This window comes from Pseudomonas sp. BLCC-B112 (assembly GCF_028550695.1).
Lineage (GTDB): Bacteria > Pseudomonadota > Gammaproteobacteria > Pseudomonadales > Pseudomonadaceae > Aquipseudomonas > Aquipseudomonas danubii.
In genome coordinates this window covers 93,031-112,018 of record NZ_JAQQGK010000015.1, presented here as the reverse complement: position 1 = coordinate 112,018, position 18,988 = coordinate 93,031, and the positions used below count along the sequence as shown (strand labels likewise).

The following is an 18,988-nucleotide window of genomic DNA, read 5'->3' as shown; positions in this document are numbered from 1 at the left end:
AGTAGGTCATCGTCAAGATTAAATTCCGAAACCCCAATTGCGAAAGCAATTGGGGTTTTGTTTTTGCGCGGAGAAAAAGCCAAGTCCTACAGCGACCAGAAAGGACATTGCCCACGCATAGCCCCACAACCGCAGTGAGGGCCAGCACCATTGATCACTCGTGATGGAAATCCCCTCAAAAACAGTGAGTGGTTTTTGCTATGGTGCAGCTCTTTTTAAGGACTTGAGTTCACCCGCACGGATCAGCGTCGACCTCTATTCAACGAGAAGTTGTAGCAATGCCCGAAGCGATTCCGATCAAGGACCACGAAAAAGAGAACCGCCTGGTCAACAAGCGCCTGCTCGCCTGCGCTATGTTGGTGGTGGCCATTACTTGCGCCTTGGTAGGGCGTATGTACTTCCTCCAAGTGGTGGAGTTCGACTATCACTCCACCGTCTCGGAAAACAACCGTGTCCACGTGCTGCCGATCACCCCGACCCGCGGGCTGATCTATGACCGCAATGGCGTGGTCCTGGCGGACAACCGCCCCAGCTTCAACCTGACCATCACCCGCGAACGCACCACCGATCTCAAGGGTGAGTTGGACACGGTGATCGACCTGCTGCACCTGCCGCCAGAGGATCGCACCTTGTTCGACAAGGAAATGAAGCAGGCTCGCCACCCCTTTGTCCCCGTGACCCTGTTCTACGAGCTCACCGAAGAGCAAATCGCCGTCCTTGCGGTCAACGAGTACCGCCTGCCAGGACTGGATGTGCAAGCCCAGTTCGTCCGCCATTACCCCATGGGCGCACACTTTGCCCACTCCATTGGCTACGTTGGGCGGATCAACGAGAAAGAAACCAAGACCCTGGACTCGGTGGAATACCGTGGCACCCAATCCATTGGCAAGACGGGCGTCGAGAAGTTCTATGAGTCCGAGTTGCACGGTCACGTCGGCTATGAAGAGGTGGAGACCAACGCCCAGGGGCGGGTCATGCGCGTGCTCAGACACACCGATCCTATCCCCGGGAAGAACATCGTCCTGAGCCTGGATATCAAGCTCCAGGAAGCTGCCGAAGAGGCCCTGGGGGACCGTCGCGGCTCAGTGGTGGCCCTCGACCCTGCCACGGGCGAAGTATTGGCCATGGTCAGTAAGCCAAGCTTTGACCCCAACCTGTTCGTCACCGGCATCAGCTTCAAGCAATACGCCGCGCTGCACGACTCCATAGATCGCCCGCTATTCAACCGGGTGCTGCGCGGCCTCTACGCACCGGGTTCCACCATCAAGCCAGAAGTGGCGATTGCCGGCCTCGACACCGGCGTGGTGACCGCCTCGACCCGAGTCTTCGATCCCGGTTACTACCAATTGCCGGACTTCGATCACAAATACCGCAACTGGAACCACAGCGGCGATGGTTGGGTTGATATGGACGCAGCGATCATGCGCTCCAACGACACCTACTTCTACGATCTGGCCCACAAGCTCGGCATTGACCGCCTGCACGACTACATGGCGATGTTCGGTCTGGGTCAGAAAGTCTCCCTGGACATGTTCGAGGAATCCCCCGGGTTAATGCCATCCCAAGACTGGAAGCGCGCCACCCGCCGCCAGCCCTGGTTCCCGGGGGAAACCGTGATCCTCGGCATTGGTCAGGGCTACATGCAGGTCACGCCGCTGCAACTGGCCCAGGCCACAGCGCTGATCGCCAACAAGGGCGTGTGGAACCGCCCGCACCTGGCCAAGACCATCGATGGCGTGGCTCCTGTGGATGAGCACCCGATGCCCAACATCCTGCTGAAGAATCCCCATGACTGGGATCAGGTCAGCCACGGTATGCAGATGGTGATGCACGACCCGCGGGGCATCGCCCGCGCTGCCGCCGCCGGTGCGCAGTACCGTATCGCCGGCAAGAGCGGCACCGCCCAGGTGGTGGCGATCAAGCAGGGCGAACGCTATGACCGCCTCAAGACCCGCGAGCGCAACCGCGACAACGCCCTGTTCGTCGGCTTTGCCCCCGCCGAGCACCCACAGATCGTGATCGCGGTCATGATCGAGAACGGTGAGGCCGGCGGCCGGGTCGCCGGGCCCGTGGTGCGACAGATCATGGACGCCTGGCTGCTGGACCAGAACGGCCACCTCAAGCCGCAATACGCTACACCCGCCAAGGCCTCTGGCGATCCCCACGTCTGAGTCGTTGCAACACCGGGCTGCCCGGCATCTTGTGAGTCCGCCCGAGCGTCCCTTGCGTCACTGAGCGGTGAGGCGTTCCTGCAGCAGCTCCAGGAACAGCACCTCGGCACGGCTCATGCGTTGTTCACGGTTCCACAGCAGATGGATGTCGACATCGGCGATGCCGTCGTGGGGCGGCAGGCGCCACAGCAGCCTGGCGTCGACATCGGCCGCCACCACATGCTCCGGCAGGCAGCCGATGCCAAACCCGGCGATCACCAGGCGCCGTACTTCCTCCAGGCTTGGCGAGGAGGCGACGATGCGCCCGCTGAAGCCTTGCTGGTCACGGAAGATGGTCAGTGGCGAGAGCATGCCGCCGATCTGGTCGCTGGTGAAACTGACGAAGTTCTCTCGCTGCAGATCGCCCTCGGCCACGTCCTGACGCCCGAACAGCGGGTGATGCTTGCCGCAAAAAAATGCGTAGCGCTGCCGCAGGAACAGCCGTTGTTCCAGGCGTGGCTGTGGCCGCCGATTAAGGCTCAGGCCCAGGGTCGCGGTCTTCTCCTGCAGGGCGCTGACGATATCCGAACTGCGCATCACCTCGACCTCCAGGTCGACGCGCGGATGCTGGCGATGGAAGTCGGCCAGAAAGTCATCGAAACGCTCATTGAAGATCCGGCTGATGATCAATAGTCGCACCTTGCCGATCACCTCGTCGGCGGGCTGCTCCAGCACGCTGCTGACCTGGGACATCTGGCCGTAGATTTCCCCGGCCAGGGCAAAGATCTGTTCGCCCACTTCGGTCAGGGCAAAGCGCGGCCCGCGTCGGGCGATCAACTGCCGCCCCAGCTGTTCTTCCAGGCGCTTGAGGGCTTGGCTCACTGCCGGTTGGGTCAGGTGCAGGCGCGCCGCTGCGCGACTGATGCTCAGTTCCTGGCCGATCACCCGGAAGGTGCGCAGCAGGTTCCAGTCGAGGCGGTCATTGAGCAGGCGTCGGGCATCGCGGTCGGACATGGCAGGGCTCTGGATCGGGATCTAGGCGAATAATAAGCCAGGATAATAATCGAGATAACCAATAGAAAATTGACTAATTATCTGGCGAAACGGATAAATCCCTCCCAGACAGGCGCCCACAGAAGCCCCTGCGCTTGACCCTTTCTCCTGCCACAAAAATAACCAAAGGAGCCAACCATGAAGCCTTCCGCTTCGCCGCAGCCACGCCGGGCCGCGGCCGCCGCCTTTATCGGCACCATGATCGAGTGGTACGACTTCTACATCTACGCCACCGCTGCGGCGCTGGTGTTCGGTGCCTTGTTCTTCCCCTCCGACGACAAACTGTTCAGCACCATGGCCGCCTTCGGGACCTTCGCTGTGGGCTTCTTCGCCCGGCCCCTGGGGGGCATCATCTTCGGCCATATCGGCGACCGTATCGGCCGCAAGAAATCCCTGGTCATCACCTTGCTGATGATGGGCGTGGTTACCGTGTGCATCGGCCTGTTGCCGACTTATGCACAGATCGGCGCCCTGGCCCCGGTGCTGCTGATCCTGCTGCGCATCGTCCAGGGCATTGCCGTGGGAGGCGAGTGGGGCGGGGCGGTGCTGATGGCCGGCGAACATGCGCCCAAGGGCCGGCGCAACTTCTTCGCCTCCTTCGCCCAATTGGGCAGCCCGGCGGGTTTGATTCTCTCGCTACTGGCCTTCAGCGCCGTGACCCGCCTGCCCGAGGACGCGTTGATGAGCTGGGGCTGGCGCCTGCCGTTCCTCGCCAGCGCGTTGTTGCTGCTGGTAGGCCTGGCGATTCGCCTGGGGGTCAACGAGTCGCCGGAGTTTCTCGCCAGCCGCGAGCAGGCGGCCAAATCGCTGCGCAAGGAACAGGCACCTGTGATGCAAGTGCTGCGCACGGCCTGGCGTCCGCTGCTGCTGTGCATCGGCGCCAATACCCTGGGGATCGCCGGGGTGTATTTCACCAACACCTTCATGATTGCCTACACCACCCAGCAACTGGAGATTCCCCGTTCGCTGATTCTCGAATGCCTGTTCGTGGTGGCGATCATCCAGTTCTGCATCCAGCCCCTGGCGGCCTGGACCGCCGAGAAAATCGGCGCCACGCGCTTTCTATGCCTGGTGTCAGTATTGGCCATGGCCTCGCCCTATCCGATGTTCGTCCTGGTGAGCTCCGGCCAGGCGCCACTGATGATCCTCGGCATCGCCCTGGCAGTGGTGTGCATGGCCTCCTTCTACGCGGTGATCGCCGGTTACGTCAGCGGCATGTTCGAGACGCGGGTGCGCTACACCGCCATCTCCCTGGCCTATCAAGTCTGCGGTGCCCTGGCCGGTGGCCTGACCCCGCTGATCGGCACCTGGCTGGCCCACAGGTTCATCGGCCAATGGTGGCCGATGGCGCTGTTCTACAGCCTGATCGCCGCGGTATCGCTGATCTGCGTGCTGGCCCTGTCGCGCCGTCACGCCCACGCCCATCGCCTGGAAATGGCGTCCCACGCTTGATTGTCCGGAGACACGATCGATGTTGAAAATCAATGGCCAACGCCTCTGGGCGAGCCTGATGGCCATGGCCGAAATCGGCGCCACCGCTCGCGGCGGTAGCTGCCGTCTGGCCCTGAGCGATGAGGACCGGGCCGGACGCGAACTCTTCGCCCACTGGTGCACAGAAGCTGGCATGACCCTGAGCGTCGACCCCATCGGCAACCTGTTTGCCCGGCGTCCCGGCAGTGACCCGCACGCAGCCCCAGTGATGATGGGCAGCCACCTCGACACCCAGCCCGAGGGCGGGCGTTTCGACGGTGTCTACGGCGTGCTGGCCGGCTTGGAAGTGCTGCGCACGCTCAATGATCTCGGAGTCCAGACTCGCAAGCCTCTGGAGCTGGTGGTGTGGACCAACGAGGAAGGCGCGCGTTTCACCCCGGCGATGTTCGGCTCGGCGGTGTTCACCGGGGTCATGTCCCTGGACGCCGCCCTGGCGGTGCGCGACGCCGATGGCATCAGCGTCGCCGAGGCCCTGCAACGCACCGGTTACGCCGGCAATCGGCCTTTGGGCGGGGCAGTGGATGCCTATTTCGAAGCCCATATCGAACAGGGCCCGATCCTTGAAGACAACGCCAAGAGCATCGGCGTGGTCAGTGGCGGTCAGGCGATCCGCTGGCTCGACGTTCAGGTTGAAGGCATGGCCGCCCACGCTGGCACTACGCCGATGCCACTGCGCAAGGATGCCCTGTATGGCGCCGCGCAGATGATCCTCGCCGTGGAGCAGGTGGCAGCGGATTTTGCCCCGCAAGGCCTGACCACTGTCGGAGAGCTGAGCGTTGCCAAGTCATCGCGCAATACCATTCCCGGGCGGCTGACCTTCACCGTCGACCTGCGCCACCACCATGATCAACAGATCGCCAACATGGAGCAGCAGGTTGAGGAACGCCTGGAACGCATTGCTCGGGAGCGCGGGCTCAAGGTCCGCATCGACCGCCATTGGCTGAGCCCGGCCACGCCCTTTGATGCCGAGTGCGTGGCGGCGGTGCAGCAGGCGGTGGATGGGCTTGGCTATCCTCAGCAGTCCATCGTCAGCGGCGCGGGCCACGATGCCATCCTGCTGGCGCGCTATTGCCCCACCGCCATGGTGTTCATTCCCTGTGTCGGAGGCTTGAGTCATAACGAAGCCGAAGATGTGTTGCCCGAGGACGTGTGCCAGGGCGCCGATGTATTGCTTAACGCCGTGCTGGCCCGTGCCGGCCGGGTGGCCTGAGGAGACTTTGATGCGCAGTTTTTTCCACCCTGAACAATTGCTTCACCATCCCCGCAGCTACTATTCCCGCGGCCAGATGCGCACGCCCCAGGAAGTCCCCGAGCGTGCCCAACGCCTGGTGCAGGCCGCGCACTCCCTCGGGTTCGAGGTCAGGCAACCCGAGGACGCCGGCCTGCAACCGCTGCAGGCAGTGCACGGCGCGCCGTACCTGGCATTCCTTGAAGAGGCCCATCGACGCTGGAAGGAAATCCCCGAGGACTGGGGCGATGAAGTCATGTCCAACATCTTCGTGCGCGAGCCCAATGCCCTGCGCGGCATCCTCGCCCAGGCGGCACGCTACCTGGCGGACGGCAGTTGCCCGGTGGGCGAGCAGACCTGGCGCTCGGCCTACTGGTCGGCCCAGAGTGCCATTGCCGGGGCCCGTGCCCTGCTGGATGGCGAGCCGGCCGCCTACGCTCTGTGCCGCCCGCCGGGGCACCATGCCCGGGCCGAAGCCGCTGGCGGTTTCTGCTACCTGAACAACGCGGCGATTGCCGCCCAGGTACTGCGGGAGCGGTTCGCCCGGGTGGCTGTGCTCGATACCGACATGCACCACGGCCAGGGCATTCAGGAAATCTTCTACGAACGTGCCGACGTCCTGTATGTCTCGGTGCATGGCGACCCGACCAACTTCTACCCGGGGGTGGCCGGCTTCACCGAGGAGCGTGGCAGTGGCGCGGGGGAGGGCTATAACCTCAACCTGCCGATGGCGCATGGCGCCAGCGAAGCGGATTTCCTCGCCCGCCTGGAACAGGCCCTGGCGGCAGTGAAGGATTTTGGTGCCGAGGTGCTGGTGCTGTCCCTGGGGTTCGACATCTACGAGCTCGATCCGCAAAGCAAGGTCGCGGTGACCCGAGACGGCTTCGCCATCCTTGGCCAGCGCATCCGCAGCCTTGGCCTGCCGTGTCTGATTGTCCAGGAAGGGGGTTACCACCTGGACAGCCTGGAAGACAACGCCCGCGCCTTCTTTGCCGACAGCGCCGCCTGGGCCCTCTAGGACCAGCCGGGCGGTGTTCCGCTCAATGCCCTTTTCGCCGGCAAGCCAGCTCCTGCAGCAGGGGCTGGGAGGAGGCGTGGGGTACTTGCCATTTGCTTTACGTTAACGTCAAGATGCTCAGGCGCCCATTCCACTGGCGCAGGTTTTGCTTGATCTCGAATGACAGGGTAAGCAATGCAGGGCTGCCCGATGATCCGGACAAAGCCCCTTTACTGCCCTCTGAACCCGGTGTAGACATTGACCACGGCTTGCGTGCCTCGCGCAATCCAAGGGAGTGGAGCGGGTACAGCGGGCGGACCGATTCGGAGCGCTTGATGACTCTTATAAAAACAACAAAGGGTGAGCAGCAACACGAAGCCCGGCTGGCCCGGGAGCGGCTGCACCTGGAAGGCGAGATCCCCGACGGGGTCCTGCGTGCGGAAATCGATGCCTCATGGCGACGCAGCCTCAGCCATGGCGTGCACTTTGGCAGTCAGCATCAACTGACCCTGGAATCCAGCGCGAGCCTCGAGGTGCTGCTGGCCAGCAACCGCCTGTTGCTGGACGCGGCAACCCCGGCCATCGACTACCTGACCCAGCATCAGGGCCAGGATGGCCTGATCATCCTCGCTAACGCCGACGCCACCATCCTGGCCATCGAAGGCCGGGCCGACCGGCTCAAGGACAGCGGCGTGCAGGACATCACCCTCGGCGCCTGCTGGAGCGAGGCCACCCGTGGCACCAACGCCCTGGGCACGGCCCTGGTGGAAGCCCGGCCGACCCTGATCGATTGCGGCGAACACTACCTGGATCGCCTCAGCCATTTCTCCTGCACATCGGTGCCCATCCAATGCCCCCAGGGCGAGATCCTCGGCGTTCTTGACCTGACCCGCGAAGGCCCCCTGGGCCGCGTTCAGGACAGCACCGCTCTGTTGTCCATGGCGGTCAGCCAGATCGAGGCGCGAGTGTTCCACGCGTCCTACCCGGAGCAGATCGTCCTGGCCTTCCACAGTCGTCGGCAATACCTCGAATCGCCCTGGCAAGGCCTGCTGGCCCTGAGCCTGGGCGGGCAGATTCTTGCGGTCAGCGGCCAGGCCTGCCAGTTGCTCAACACCCCGCGCGCGGCCCTGGTGGGGCGGCGTTGCGAAGAGTTCCTCGGGCTCGACGGCCTGCAACTGCTGGCCCGCCTGCAGCAAGGCGCCGTGGGCAGCCTGCAGACCGCCAAGGGCGAGCTGTTCTACAAGGCCCTGCGGGCGCCGCAGCCATCGCTGAACCTGCACCGCGCGCCCCGCAGCACACCGAAAGCCACGCCCATGCCCCAGGACCTGGAAGCCCTGGCCGGGGGCAACAGCCGCTACGCCCGCACCCTGCGCATGGCCCGCCAGGGCTTGGCCAACGGCTTGCCAGTGCTGTTGCTGGGAGAAACCGGCACCGGCAAGGAAGTCCTGGCCCGGGCCCTGCATCGTGCGGGCAGTCGTGCCGAGAAACCCTTTGTCGCGGTCAACTGCGCGGCGATTCCCGAAGGCCTGATCGAGTCGGAACTGTTCGGCTATCGCGAAGGCGCCTTCACCGGCTCGCGCCGCGGCGGCATGATCGGACGCCTGCAACAGGCCCACGGTGGCACCTTGTTCCTCGATGAGATCGGCGACATGCCCCTGGCCCTGCAAGCCCGCCTGCTGCGAGTGCTGCAAGACCGCAAGGTCGCGCCCCTGGGAGCCGGTGAGGAGCAGGACATCGACATTGCCCTGATCTGTGCCACCCACCGCGACCTCAAGCAGCAGGTGCAGGACCAGGCCTTTCGCGAAGACCTGTTCTACCGGGTCAACGGCATCAGCGTGCTGCTGCCGGCCCTGCGTGAACGCGAAGACCTGCAGCCGCTGGTGGACAGCCTGCTGGCCAGGCTCGGCGGCGCCGACGTGAGCCTCAGCGACGAACTGCGCCGGCTGCTGACGGACTACCACTGGCCGGGCAATATCCGCCAGCTGGAGATGGTCCTGCGCACCGCCCTGGCCCTGCGCGAAGAAGGCGAGTGCCACATCGGCCTGGAACATCTGCCCGACAGCATGCTCGACGATCTGCAGGCCAGCGAGCGGCCGCAGACCGGGAGCATCCGCGAGAACGAGCTGGAGCTGATCCGCAGTGCCCTGGACAACCATCAGGGCAATGTCTCGGCGGCTGCGGACGCCCTGGGCATCAGCCGCGCGACCCTGTACCGCAAGCTCAAGCAGTTGCGCGCCTGATGCGGCGCCTGATCACCCGGCTGGTGGACAGCCGCGACCCCCAGGCCCTGAGTGCCGCCCTGGGCTGGCTCTACAGTTTCGTGCGGCCCCATCGGCTGGCCATCGGCGGCCTGCTGGGGCTGTCGGTGTGCGCCTCGTTGCTGGTGCTGGTGCAACCCTGGCTGACCAAGCTGCTGATCGACGACGGCCTGCTGGCCCGGGACTTCTCCAAACTGGTGCTGATCGCCGGCTTGATGATCCTTGCCGGTCTGCTGGGCACGCTGCTGTCCGGGGTCAATCGCTACCTGCATACGCGCCTGTCCGGACGCATCCTGTTCGCCCTGCGCGACGACCTCTATCGCCATCTGCAACGGCTGTCGCCGAGCTTCTACGGGCAGCGGCGAATCGGCGACCTGATGTCGCGCCTGGACGGCGATGTGGCGGAGATCCAGCGCTTTGCCGTCGACTCATTGTTTTCCGCAGTGTCCAGCGTGATCGGTCTTGTCGTCGCCCTGGCCATGCTCCTGACCCTGTCCTGGCAACTCTCGCTGCTGGCCCTGGTGTTGATTCCCCTGGACGTGCTCTGGCTGCGCTGGATGCGGCGCAAGGTGGAGCGCGATGTACGCCAGTTGCGCGAGCGTTCCGCGGACATGTCCTCGTTCATGGTGGAAACCCTGCCAGTGATGAAATTCATCCAGAGCGCCGGCCAGCAGCAACGAGAGGCTCAGCGCCTGGACCGCCTCGGCCAGGGCTACATGAACCAGTTGCTCAAGCTGCAGGTCACCGAGTTCTTCACCCAGGCGGTGCCCGGCACCCTGACCTCATTGTCCCGGGCTTGCGCCTTCCTGATTGGCGGTTACTGGGTGGTGCAGGGCACCTGGCAACTGGGGGCGCTGATTGCCTTCTCCACCTACCTGGGCATGGCGGTGGGACCGGTGCAGAGCCTGCTGGGACTGTATGTGGCGATCCAGCGCATGACCGTGAGCCTGGGCCGGGTCATGGAGCTGCGCGGCGAGGAGCCGGGCATCAGCGCCCCCACGGCGCCGTTGCCGGTGCCGGACAATGGCGAGCTGCACTTCAAGGATGTGCACTTCAGTCATCCGGGGCGCGGCTCGACCCTCAAAGGCATCGAAGCGCGGATTCCCTACGGCCTCAAGGTGGCCCTGAGCGGCACTTCGGGGGCCGGTAAAAGCACCTTGATCGACCTCTTGCAGCGCCACCACGACCCTCAGTCCGGGCAGGTGCTGCTGGGGGGCATCGATCTGCGTCAACTGGACCTGGCGCAACTGCGCCGCCAAGTGGCGGTGGTCAGCCAGGACATCGTGCTGTTTCGCGGCAGCCTGGCGGACAACCTGGCCTACAGCGTGCCCGCTGCCAGCCGCGAGGCCGTGGCCGAAGTGGCACGGCTGGCGCAACTGCAGGGGCTGATCGAGTCCCTGCCCGAGGGCCTGGACAGCCCCCTGGGCGAGCGTGGCCAGCAGCTGTCCGGCGGGCAGAAACAACGCATCGCCATCGCCCGGGCCCTGCTGCAGGACCCGATGATCCTGGTACTGGACGAAGCCACTTCGGCGGTGGACGAAGCCACCGAGCGCGAGGTGATCGAAGCCATCGACCGCCTGTTCGCCGGGCGCACGCGCATCCTGATCAGCCACCGGCCTTCGACCCTGGCCGACGCTGACCTGCGCTTCGAGTTGCTGGACGGAGTATTGCACAGCGTGGTGGTGGCCCATGAAGCCTGAGCTGCGCATCGGCGTGATCGACAGCGGCCATGCCCCCCATCAACGGGTGGCGGCCGGCCGGCGTTTCTTTCTGCTGGCGCAAGGCTTGGGCGAGGGCGAGTTGCAGCAGGACGCCCTTGGCCATGGCAGCGCGATCATCGAGGCCATCGAGCAGCGCGCGCCCGATGCCCAGCTGTATCTGGCCCAGGTGTTCGATCAGCGCGGGGTGACCAGCGCCGCGCAAGTCAGTGCCGCCCTGTATTGGCTGCTGGAACAGGATGTACGCCTGATCAACCTCAGCCTCGGGCTGCGCCAGGATCGCGATTCACTGCGCGCCGCCTGCGCTGAGGCCGTGGCACGCGGCGTGCTGCTCTGCGCGTCCAGCCCGGCCCAGGGCGAGCCGGTATTCCCGGCCCGCTATCCCGGCGTGTTGCGGGTTACCGGCGATGCGCGTTGCAGTGCGCAGCAGTGGTCCTGGCTGAACACGGCCCAGGCCGATTTCGCCGCCTGCGTGCGCGCCGCCCGCCCGGGGCCATCCGGTGCCAGCCTGGGCTGTGCTGCCTTGAGCGGGCATATCGCCGCCTACCTCAAGACCCAGCCCGGCGCGAGCAATCTGCAGGTGCGCCAGTGGCTGCAGGAGCAGGCCGCCTACCAGGGGCCCGAGCGCCGGAGCGTGCCATGCAACCGATCCTGATCCTGGGAGCAGGGCCGGCCGGCGCGGCGGTGGCCCTGGGGCTGCGGCGCCTCGGTTACCCGGTGACCCTGATCAGCGACTGGCGGCGTTTTCCGGCGCTGGAAGGGGTCTCGCTGCGGGTGCTGGAAGCCTTGCGCGGCGCCGGTCTGGAGTCGGCACTGGCCCAGGCCCTGCATCCTTCCCAGCGGCAAGTGGCGTGGAACGGCGCGCAGCATGCGCAGAACATCGAATACCTGCTGGATCGACCAACATTCGACCGTGGCCTGCGCGATGCCCTGCATCAGGCCGGGGTGACGCTGATCCACGGCCGTGTACTTAGTGTGCAGTCCACTGCGCTCGGGCACCGGGTGCAGGTGCAGGGGCACGAGGAGCAGCTCGGCGAGTTCCTGGTCGAAGCCCGCGGGCGTCAGGCGCCTGCGCTGGACAAGGCACTGCAGCACGGCGTCGGGAATGGCCGGCGTGGCCCGGAAACCCTCAGCCTGCTCAACCGCTGGCAAGGGCCGTCTGGCACTGCCGCCAGTGCCGTGCACAGCCTGGAGGACGGCTGGGCCTGGATGGCCCGGCGCAGCGACGGCCAGTGCTACTGGCAACTGACCCTGGATGTGGCCAGCGCCGCACTGCCGGGCAAGGCGCAGTTGCTGGAGTACTGCCGCCAGCGCCGTCAGGCGTCTGCCCTGGCCGCGGATTTTTTTGCCGGGGGTGCCGAACAGGATCTGCAGCTGCACGCCCGTAGCAGCACGGCGATTCTCTGCCCCCAGGTGTGCGGCGCTCACTGGCTGCGGGTCGGGGATGCGGCCATGGCGGTGGACCCGCTGTCAGGCAATGGCATCTTCCAGTCTCTGTCCTCGGCCCTGCAGGCGCCGGCGGTGATCAACACCCTGTTGCAGCGTCCGGAGCGCAGAGCCCTGGCCGGGCGCTTTCATCAACAACGGGTGGAGCAGCTGTTCCTGCGGTTTGCCCGCATCGGCCGGGATTTCTACGCCGACGAGCAGCGCTGGCCCGAGCAACCGTTCTGGCAGGCCCGCCGGCACTGGCCGGACCAGCAGCCGGCGCACGCGGCCGTGGACTTTGCAGCCTTGCGTATCGAGCACGCCCCGGTACTGCGCGATGGCCTGGTGGATGAGGCCGAAGTGGTGATCACCCCGGACCAGCCCCTGGGCATCTGGCATGTGCAGGGCGTGGAGCTGGCGCCGTTGTTGCGCCGCTTGCAGCACCAGCCCCCGAGCCAGGCCCTGGCGGACCTGAGCCCGGAGCAGGGGCGGGTGGTGCGGGGCTGGTTGCTGGCCCAGGGCTACCGACCTTAGGACCCATTCGCCGGCAAGCCGGCTCCTACGTGGATGCCACCCCGTAGGAGCGAGCTTGCTCGCGAACCGCCCCGCGGCCATCCCGCGTCGTCATCCCTGGAATCATCCCTGGCGTCATCCGGCAGGCCACGGGCGTTCGCCCTGGCCGTGGATCAGAGCTTGATCAGCACCGATTTCAGTTCGGTGTAGTGCTCGATGGCCGCGTGGCCCATTTCCCGGCCGAGCCCGGACATCTTGTAGCCGCCAAACGGCAGTGCCGGGTCCAGGGCGCTGTGGCAGTTGACCCACACCGAGCCGGACTTGATCTTCGGAATCATCCGGTGCACCGCTGCCAGATCGTTGGACCAGATGCTTGCGCCCAGGCCATAGGGGCTGTCGTTGGCCATGCGCAGGGCGTCGGCCTCGTCGTCGAAGGGAATCGCCACCAGCACCGGGCCGAAGATTTCTTCCTGGACCAGCGAGTGTTTCTGGTCGACATCGACGATCACCGTCGGTTTGACGAAATACCCCGGGCCGAACTGCTCGCCGCCACAGGCAATGGTGGCGCCGCTGTCCCGGCCCATCTCGATGTAGCGGTAGACCCGTTCCTGCTGGCGCGCGGAAATCAGCGGGCCCATCTCGACGCTGGCGTCCAGGCCGTTGCCCAGCTTCATGGCATTGGCGATGCCGGCAATGTCGGCCACCACGTTGTCGAAGTGCTTGCGCTGCACATACAGCCGCGAACCGGCGCAACAGACCTGGCCCTGGTTGAAGAAGATCGCACTGGCGGCCCCGGCGGCGGCACTGCCCAGGTCGGCGTCGGCCATGACGATGGTCGGCGATTTGCCCCCCAGCTCCAGGGTGACCCGGGTCATGGAGCCCATGGCGATCTTGCCGATTTCCTTACCCACGGCGGTGGAGCCGGTGAAGGTCAGTTTGTCCACCAGAGGGTTGTGGGTCAGGGCGCTGCCGGCGGTGATGCCGGTGCCGGTGACCACGTTGAACACGCCGTCGGGGTAACCGGCTTCCTGTACCAGTTCTGCCAGTTTCAACGCACTGAGCGGGGTTTCATCCGCCGGCTTGAGCACCAGGGTGCAACCGGTGGCCAGGGCCGGGCCGAGTTTCCAGCAGGCCAGCAGCAAGGGGAAGTTCCAGGCGACGATGGCGCCGACCACGCCCAGCGCTTCGCGACGGATGAAACTGTGGAATTGATCGTCGGGCATCAGCGGCAGCGAAACCTCGACGCTGGTGCCTTCGATCTTGGTGGCCCAGCCGGCCATGTAGCGCAAGAAGTCGATGGACAATTGCACGTCCATGGCCTGGGCCACAGCGGCGCTCTTGCCATTGTTCAGGCATTCCAGCTGGGCCAGCAGCTCGGCGTCGCGCTGCATCAGGTCGGCGAGTTTCCACAGCAGGTTCTGCCGCTCCCGGGGACGGGTGCGGGTCCAGGGCGAGTCGTCGAAAGCCTGGCGCGCTGCCAGCACTGCGCGATCGACATCGTCCACCGTGGCCCGGGGCACCAGGCACAGCTGTTCGCCGGTGGCGGGGTTGCGCAGGGGCATGGTCTGGCCATCGGCGGCCTCGACCCAGTGGGCACCGATCAACATGCGCGGGGCGCGCTGGATAAACGCCGTGGTAGCGGCGAGCAGTGGGGCAATAGCCATGGCGAAGCCTCTTGTTGTAGGTGAGGCAGGGGCTTTCGCAATGGCTATGCCAGTTCCGTCGTGGGGGCGTGGCCTCGGGATTGCGGGGGCTTGGGCGCGCTGCCGAGGCTGGCGCGGCGGTGGCTTTTCGCAAACTGCGACAGCCCGGTGAGATTCAAGAGACGCACCGGTTCGTCGGTCTGGGCCCATGACCGCAAGCCTGGAGCGAAGCGGCTCAGAATGAAAGTTGACCATTTCGCGATAATTGAAAGGAGGTTCTCGTTAGACGGTCGCCAGTGAGGGTTTCTACAGTAGCCGCTTTGAATCCGTGAGTACTTCCCATGCCCATTTACCCAAGGCCTGCATGGGCCCTGTGCGCCCTGTTGGCCGGCTGCACCCTGGGGCCGGAGCAGCCGCCCGGCAGCACCGTGCCCCTGCCTGTGAGCGGTCTGGATATGCACGCCGAGCAGGGGCTCGACCAGTGGTGGCAGCTCTACCGTGACCCGGATCTGAACGCCGCGGTGCAAGAGGCCCTGAGCCAGAACCGCGATCTGCGGATGGCCGCGGCCAACCTGCTGCAGGCCCGGGCGCTGCTGCGCGAGACCGATACCCTGCGTCAGCCCGCCACCCAGGTGACGGCCCGGGCCGGCTACGGCAGTACCGCGGATGACCAGCTGGAAGCCGCCTTGCAGGACAGCGAGCGGATTCGCACCGGCAGCCGCTATGGGCTTGGCCTGGATGTGCAGTGGGAGGCTGACTTGTTCGGCCGTTTGCACGGTCTGGCGGATGCTGCCCGGGCCGATGCCGAGGCGGCGCGTGCCGCCGAAGATGGCCTGCGGGTGGTGGTGGCCGCGGAAACCACCCGCGCCTGGTTGCAGGCTTGCAGCTACGGCCAGCGCCTGCAGGTGGCCGGCGAGTCCCTGGCGCTGGTGGAGCAGGGCCGGGCCCTGAGCGCCCAGCTGTATCAGGCCGGCGCCGCAGTAACCCTGGATGTGGTGCGCGCCGAGGGCCTGGTGGGCCAGGTGCAGGCCAGCCTGCCGCCGTTGCAGGCCGGGCGGCAGCGGGCCCTGGCGGAACTGGCGGTATTGCTCGGGCGTCCCCCGGGCGATGCACCGGCGGCGGCCAAGGCTTGTCACCAGGCCCCGCGCCTGGGTTCGCCCATGCCTCAAAGCGATGCCTTGGCCATGCTGCGCCGGCGTCCCGATGTGAGTCAGGCCGAGCGTCGGCTGGCGGCGGCCACGGCGCGCATCGGCGTGGCCCGGGCCGATCTCTATCCGCGGGTCAGCCTGGGGGCTGGTGTCTACACGTCGGCGCACCAGCCCTCGGGTTTCGACGAGCGCGACGCTTCGGTCTGGCAATTGGGGCCGCTGCTGTCCTGGAGCTTGCCCAACCTCAATGCCGCCCGCGCGCGCATCGCCCAGGCCGACGCCCGGGAAAGCGCGGCACTGGCGGATTTTGACCGCAGCATCCTGGCGGCCTTGAAGGAACAGCAGCAAGCCTTGAGCGACTACCAGGCCGCATTGCAGCGCCAGGGGGCCCTGCACCTGGCGGCCGAGCGCGACCATCAGGCCTTGCACCTGGCCGGGCTGGCCCGCGCGGCCGGTGCTTCCAGCGCCCTGGATTACCTCGACGCCCAGCGCAGCGCCGTGCGCACCCGGGCCGCGGCGGCGCAGGCCGATGCGGCGGTGATCGATACCCAGGTGCTGGTGTTCAAGGCCCTGGGCGGTGGCTGGCGCAGCGCGCCGCCGATTGTCCTGCCGCCGCCGAACCGGGCGGCGGCCAACCTTTTCCTGCGAACTTCCGACGAGCCTGTGCAATGACCCAGAACCCTGTTTCCGCTTCTCCGGCGCAAGCCGTCACCCGCCGTCGCTTCCTCGGTTATGCCGGGTTGGCGCTGGTGTTGTTGCTGATCCTCGCCTGGTGCCTGAACTGGTGGTTCAGCGGGCGTTTCCAGGTGGAGACCGACGACGCTTACCTGCGGGCGGACATCGTCACCATCGCGCCACGGGTGGCCGGTTACCTGGCCGCGGTCGAGGTCCAGGACAACCAGCCGCTCAAGGCCGGCGACCTGCTGGCACGGATCGATGACAGCGACTATCAGGCCCGGGTCGAACAGGCCGAGGCGGCGCTGCGCGAGGCCCTGGCCGAACAGCGTGCCGGGCAGGCGCGGCTGGCCAATCTCAAGGCCCGTCAGCAACAGCAACAGAGCCTGATCGCCGAGGCCCAGGCCCGGGTCGGCGCTGCCGAGGCCGAGGCGCAACGGGCCGGCCAGGAAGGGCGGCGCCAGCAGCACCTGGCCAGCCAGCAGGTCAGCAGCGTGCAGCAACTGGAAAACGCTGCGGCCTTGGCGCGTCAGGCCGATGCCGCGCTGGGTGCGGCCCGGGCTACGCTGGCGGCGCGGCGCCAGCAGGTGCAGGTGCTCGATACCGAGCAGCAAAGCGCCCGGGCGCAACTGGACAAGCTCGCAGCGGGCGTGGCCCGGGTCAGTGCCCAGCGGCAGCTGGTCCGTATCGATCTGGCGCGCACCTTGATCCGCAGCCCGGTGGACGGTATTGCCGGCCAGCGCCGCCTGCGTCTGGGGCAGTACGTCGAAGTCGGCGCGCCGCTCTTGGCGGTGGTGCCTGAGGACGCCTATGTGGTGGCCAACTACAAGGAAACCCAGGTTGACGGCATGCGCCCTGGGCAGCCGGCGCGGGTCGAGGTCGATGCCTTGGGCGGCCACGTGCTGCTGGGCCGGGTGGAGAGTTTTGCCCCGGCCTCCGGCGCCGAATTCGCCCTGCTGCCGGCGGACAACGCCACCGGCAACTTCACCAAGATCGTGCAGCGCATGCCGGTGCGCATTCGTCTTGATCCGGGGCAGGCGCGACAGGCGGAACTGCGCCCCGGAATGTCGGTGGTGGTGAGCGTGGATACCCGTCATGACTAGTGCCCAGGCGGTACAGGACACAGCGGGCGAGGCGGGCGCGCAGGCGATTTCCCTGCGCACCTGGGTGGCGGTGCTGGGCAGCGTGGTGGGCTGCTTCATGGCCGGGATGAACGTGCACGTGACCAACGCTTCATTGCCGGACGTGCGGGGTTCCCTGGGCGCCACCTTCGAGGAGGGCTCGTGGATCACCACCGCCTACCTGGTGGCGGAGATCATCATCATTCCCATGACCGGCTGGCTGGTCTCGGTGTTTTCCATGCGCCGGGTGCTGATGGTGGGCACCGCCGGTTTCGTGCTGTTCTCGATTGCCTGCTCCCTGGCACCGACTATCCACAGCCTGATCTTCGCCCGGGTGCTGCAAGGGGCCTTTGGCGGGGTGCTGATTCCCTTGTCGTTCCAGCTGATCGTCACCGAGCTGCCGGCGGCCCGGCACCCCATGGGCATGGCCCTGTTCGCCGTGGCCAACAACGTGGCCCAGGCGGCGGGGCCGTCCCTGGGCGGCTGGCTCACCGATGCCTATTCGTGGCGTTGGATCTTTTACCTGCAAGTGCCACCGGGGCTGTTGCTGCTGGCGGCCATCGGCTGGTCGGTGCGGCCCCAGCCCATGGTCCTGGCAACGTTGCGCCACGGTGACTGGGGCGGGATCGCCAGCATGGCCGTGGGCCTCTCGGCGTTGCAGATCATGCTGGAGGAGGGTGGCCGCCATGACTGGTTCGCCTCGGGCTTCATCCTCAACTGCGCGGTCCTGGCCACGGTCGGCCTGCTGGCCTTCGTGGCCATCGAACTGCGCCGCGAGCAGCCGCTGATCAACCTGCGCCTCTTGGGCCGCTACAACTTCGGCATCGCCAGCCTGATGCAATTCACCTTCGGTGCGGTGGTGTTCGGCGTGGTGTTCCTGGTGCCCAACTACTTTGCCCAGATCCATGGCTACAACGCCCGGCAGATCGGTTTGATGATGATCCCCTACGGCCTGATCCAGTTCGTCATGTCGTTCGCCACCCCGCGCCTGATGCGCTGGACCAGTGCCCGCACCATCATCATTGCCGGCTTCGCCATCACCGGCATCGGCTGCCTGATGAACATCCACCTCAACCCCGATGCCTCGGTCAACGTCATCGTGCCGTCGCTGGTGGTGCGCGGTATCGGCCAGTCGCTGGTGGTGGTGGCGCTGGGGGTGATGGCGATCCAGGGGCTGGAAAAGGATCAGGTGGGTTCGGCCTCCGGGCTGTTCTCCATGGTGCGCAACGTGGGTGGGGCGATTGGTATCGCGCTGTCCAGCCAGATCGTGCTGGAGCGCGAGAAGCTCCATGCCCAGCGCATTGGCGAATCCATCAACCTGTTTGCCCAGGCCACCCAGGAGCGTTTGCTGGAGCTGGTGCGGCTGCTGGCCCAGGCGCCGGTGGAGTCCGCCAGGGCCCTGCACTCGGCGGCGCTGGCGCCGTTGCGTCAGCAAGCCCTGGGCCTGATGGACAAGGTGCTGCACCGCGACGCCTTGCTGCTGGCCTACAGCGATGCCTTCCTGCTGGCGGGGCTGGCCATGCTGTTGTGCGTGGTGGCCGGCCTGCTGCTGCGCCGGGTCTGAGCCT

The 18,988-nt window shown here is 66.2% G+C and carries 13 protein-coding genes; 11 read left to right on the top strand and 2 right to left on the bottom strand.

The window, feature by feature from the left end; all coding sequences use genetic code 11:
* Nucleotides 1-278 precede the first annotated feature (278 nt).
* On the top strand, nucleotides 279-2,171 hold the full coding sequence (gene mrdA / locus PQT43_RS29240; RefSeq protein ID WP_102880100.1) for a penicillin-binding protein 2: 1,893 nt from the start codon (nucleotides 279-281) through the stop codon (nucleotides 2,169-2,171).
* Nucleotides 2,172-2,228: 57 nt separating this feature from the next.
* Here the strand turns inward: mrdA and PQT43_RS29235 are convergent, their stop codons facing one another.
* Nucleotides 2,229-3,164, bottom strand: a complete 936-nt coding sequence (locus PQT43_RS29235) for a LysR family transcriptional regulator (protein ID WP_170003183.1) — start codon at nucleotides 3,162-3,164, stop codon at nucleotides 2,229-2,231.
* 177 nt (nucleotides 3,165-3,341) lie between these two features.
* Here PQT43_RS29235 and PQT43_RS29230 point away from each other — a divergent pair, with 177 nt between their 5' ends.
* From PQT43_RS29230 to qhpG, 7 genes are all read left to right on the top strand, one after another.
* The gene (locus PQT43_RS29230) at nucleotides 3,342-4,655 is read left to right on the top strand and encodes an MFS transporter (protein ID WP_268561714.1); all 1,314 of its coding nucleotides are present in this window, start codon (nucleotides 3,342-3,344) and stop codon (nucleotides 4,653-4,655) included.
* A gap of 19 nt (nucleotides 4,656-4,674) precedes the next feature.
* Nucleotides 4,675-5,904, top strand: coding sequence for a Zn-dependent hydrolase (locus PQT43_RS29225; protein WP_272755382.1), 1,230 nt, complete (start codon nucleotides 4,675-4,677; stop codon nucleotides 5,902-5,904).
* Nucleotides 5,905-5,914: 10 nt separating this feature from the next.
* Entirely contained in the window at nucleotides 5,915-6,940 is a 1,026-nt protein-coding gene (locus PQT43_RS29220) for a histone deacetylase family protein (protein ID WP_267268670.1), read from the top strand.
* A 314-nt stretch (nucleotides 6,941-7,254) separates the two neighbouring features.
* A complete protein-coding gene (locus PQT43_RS29215; protein WP_102880104.1) occupies nucleotides 7,255-9,159 on the top strand; it encodes a sigma-54-dependent Fis family transcriptional regulator in 1,905 nt (634 codons plus the stop codon).
* Nucleotides 9,159-10,877 (top strand): ABC transporter ATP-binding protein, encoded by a 1,719-nt coding sequence (locus tag PQT43_RS29210; protein WP_102880105.1) that lies wholly within the window; start codon nucleotides 9,159-9,161, stop codon nucleotides 10,875-10,877. Before PQT43_RS29215 ends, PQT43_RS29210 begins: the two co-directional genes overlap by 1 nt.
* Nucleotides 10,867-11,550 (top strand): subtilisin-like serine protease QhpE, encoded by a 684-nt coding sequence (gene qhpE / locus PQT43_RS29205; protein WP_110653475.1) that lies wholly within the window; start codon nucleotides 10,867-10,869, stop codon nucleotides 11,548-11,550. The genes PQT43_RS29210 and qhpE overlap by 11 nt, the downstream gene beginning before the upstream one ends.
* Nucleotides 11,535-12,854: a flavin-dependent monooxygenase QhpG gene (gene qhpG / locus PQT43_RS29200; RefSeq protein ID WP_267268667.1), complete on the top strand. Its 1,320-nt coding sequence runs from the start codon at nucleotides 11,535-11,537 to the stop codon at nucleotides 12,852-12,854. The genes qhpE and qhpG overlap by 16 nt, the downstream gene beginning before the upstream one ends.
* Nucleotides 12,855-13,006: 152 nt before the next feature.
* Here qhpG and PQT43_RS29195 read toward each other — a convergent pair whose 3' ends face one another.
* Entirely contained in the window at nucleotides 13,007-14,497 is a 1,491-nt protein-coding gene (locus PQT43_RS29195; protein ID WP_272755380.1) for an aldehyde dehydrogenase family protein, read from the bottom strand.
* Nucleotides 14,498-14,817: 320 nt separating this feature from the next.
* Between PQT43_RS29195 and PQT43_RS29190 the strand changes: the two genes are divergently transcribed.
* Genes PQT43_RS29190 through PQT43_RS29180 form a run of 3 tightly spaced genes read left to right on the top strand, consistent with a single transcriptional unit; the run spans nucleotide 14,818 to nucleotide 18,984 of the window.
* Nucleotides 14,818-16,296: an efflux transporter outer membrane subunit gene (locus PQT43_RS29190; protein ID WP_272755379.1), complete on the top strand. Its 1,479-nt coding sequence runs from the start codon at nucleotides 14,818-14,820 to the stop codon at nucleotides 16,294-16,296.
* Nucleotides 16,293-17,402 (top strand): HlyD family secretion protein, encoded by a 1,110-nt coding sequence (locus PQT43_RS29185; RefSeq protein ID WP_272755378.1) that lies wholly within the window; start codon nucleotides 16,293-16,295, stop codon nucleotides 17,400-17,402. Before PQT43_RS29190 ends, PQT43_RS29185 begins: the two co-directional genes overlap by 4 nt.
* The gene (locus tag PQT43_RS29180) at nucleotides 17,395-18,984 is read left to right on the top strand and encodes a DHA2 family efflux MFS transporter permease subunit (RefSeq protein WP_272755377.1); all 1,590 of its coding nucleotides are present in this window, start codon (nucleotides 17,395-17,397) and stop codon (nucleotides 18,982-18,984) included. Before PQT43_RS29185 ends, PQT43_RS29180 begins: the two co-directional genes overlap by 8 nt.
* Nucleotides 18,985-18,988: the final 4 nt, after the last annotated feature.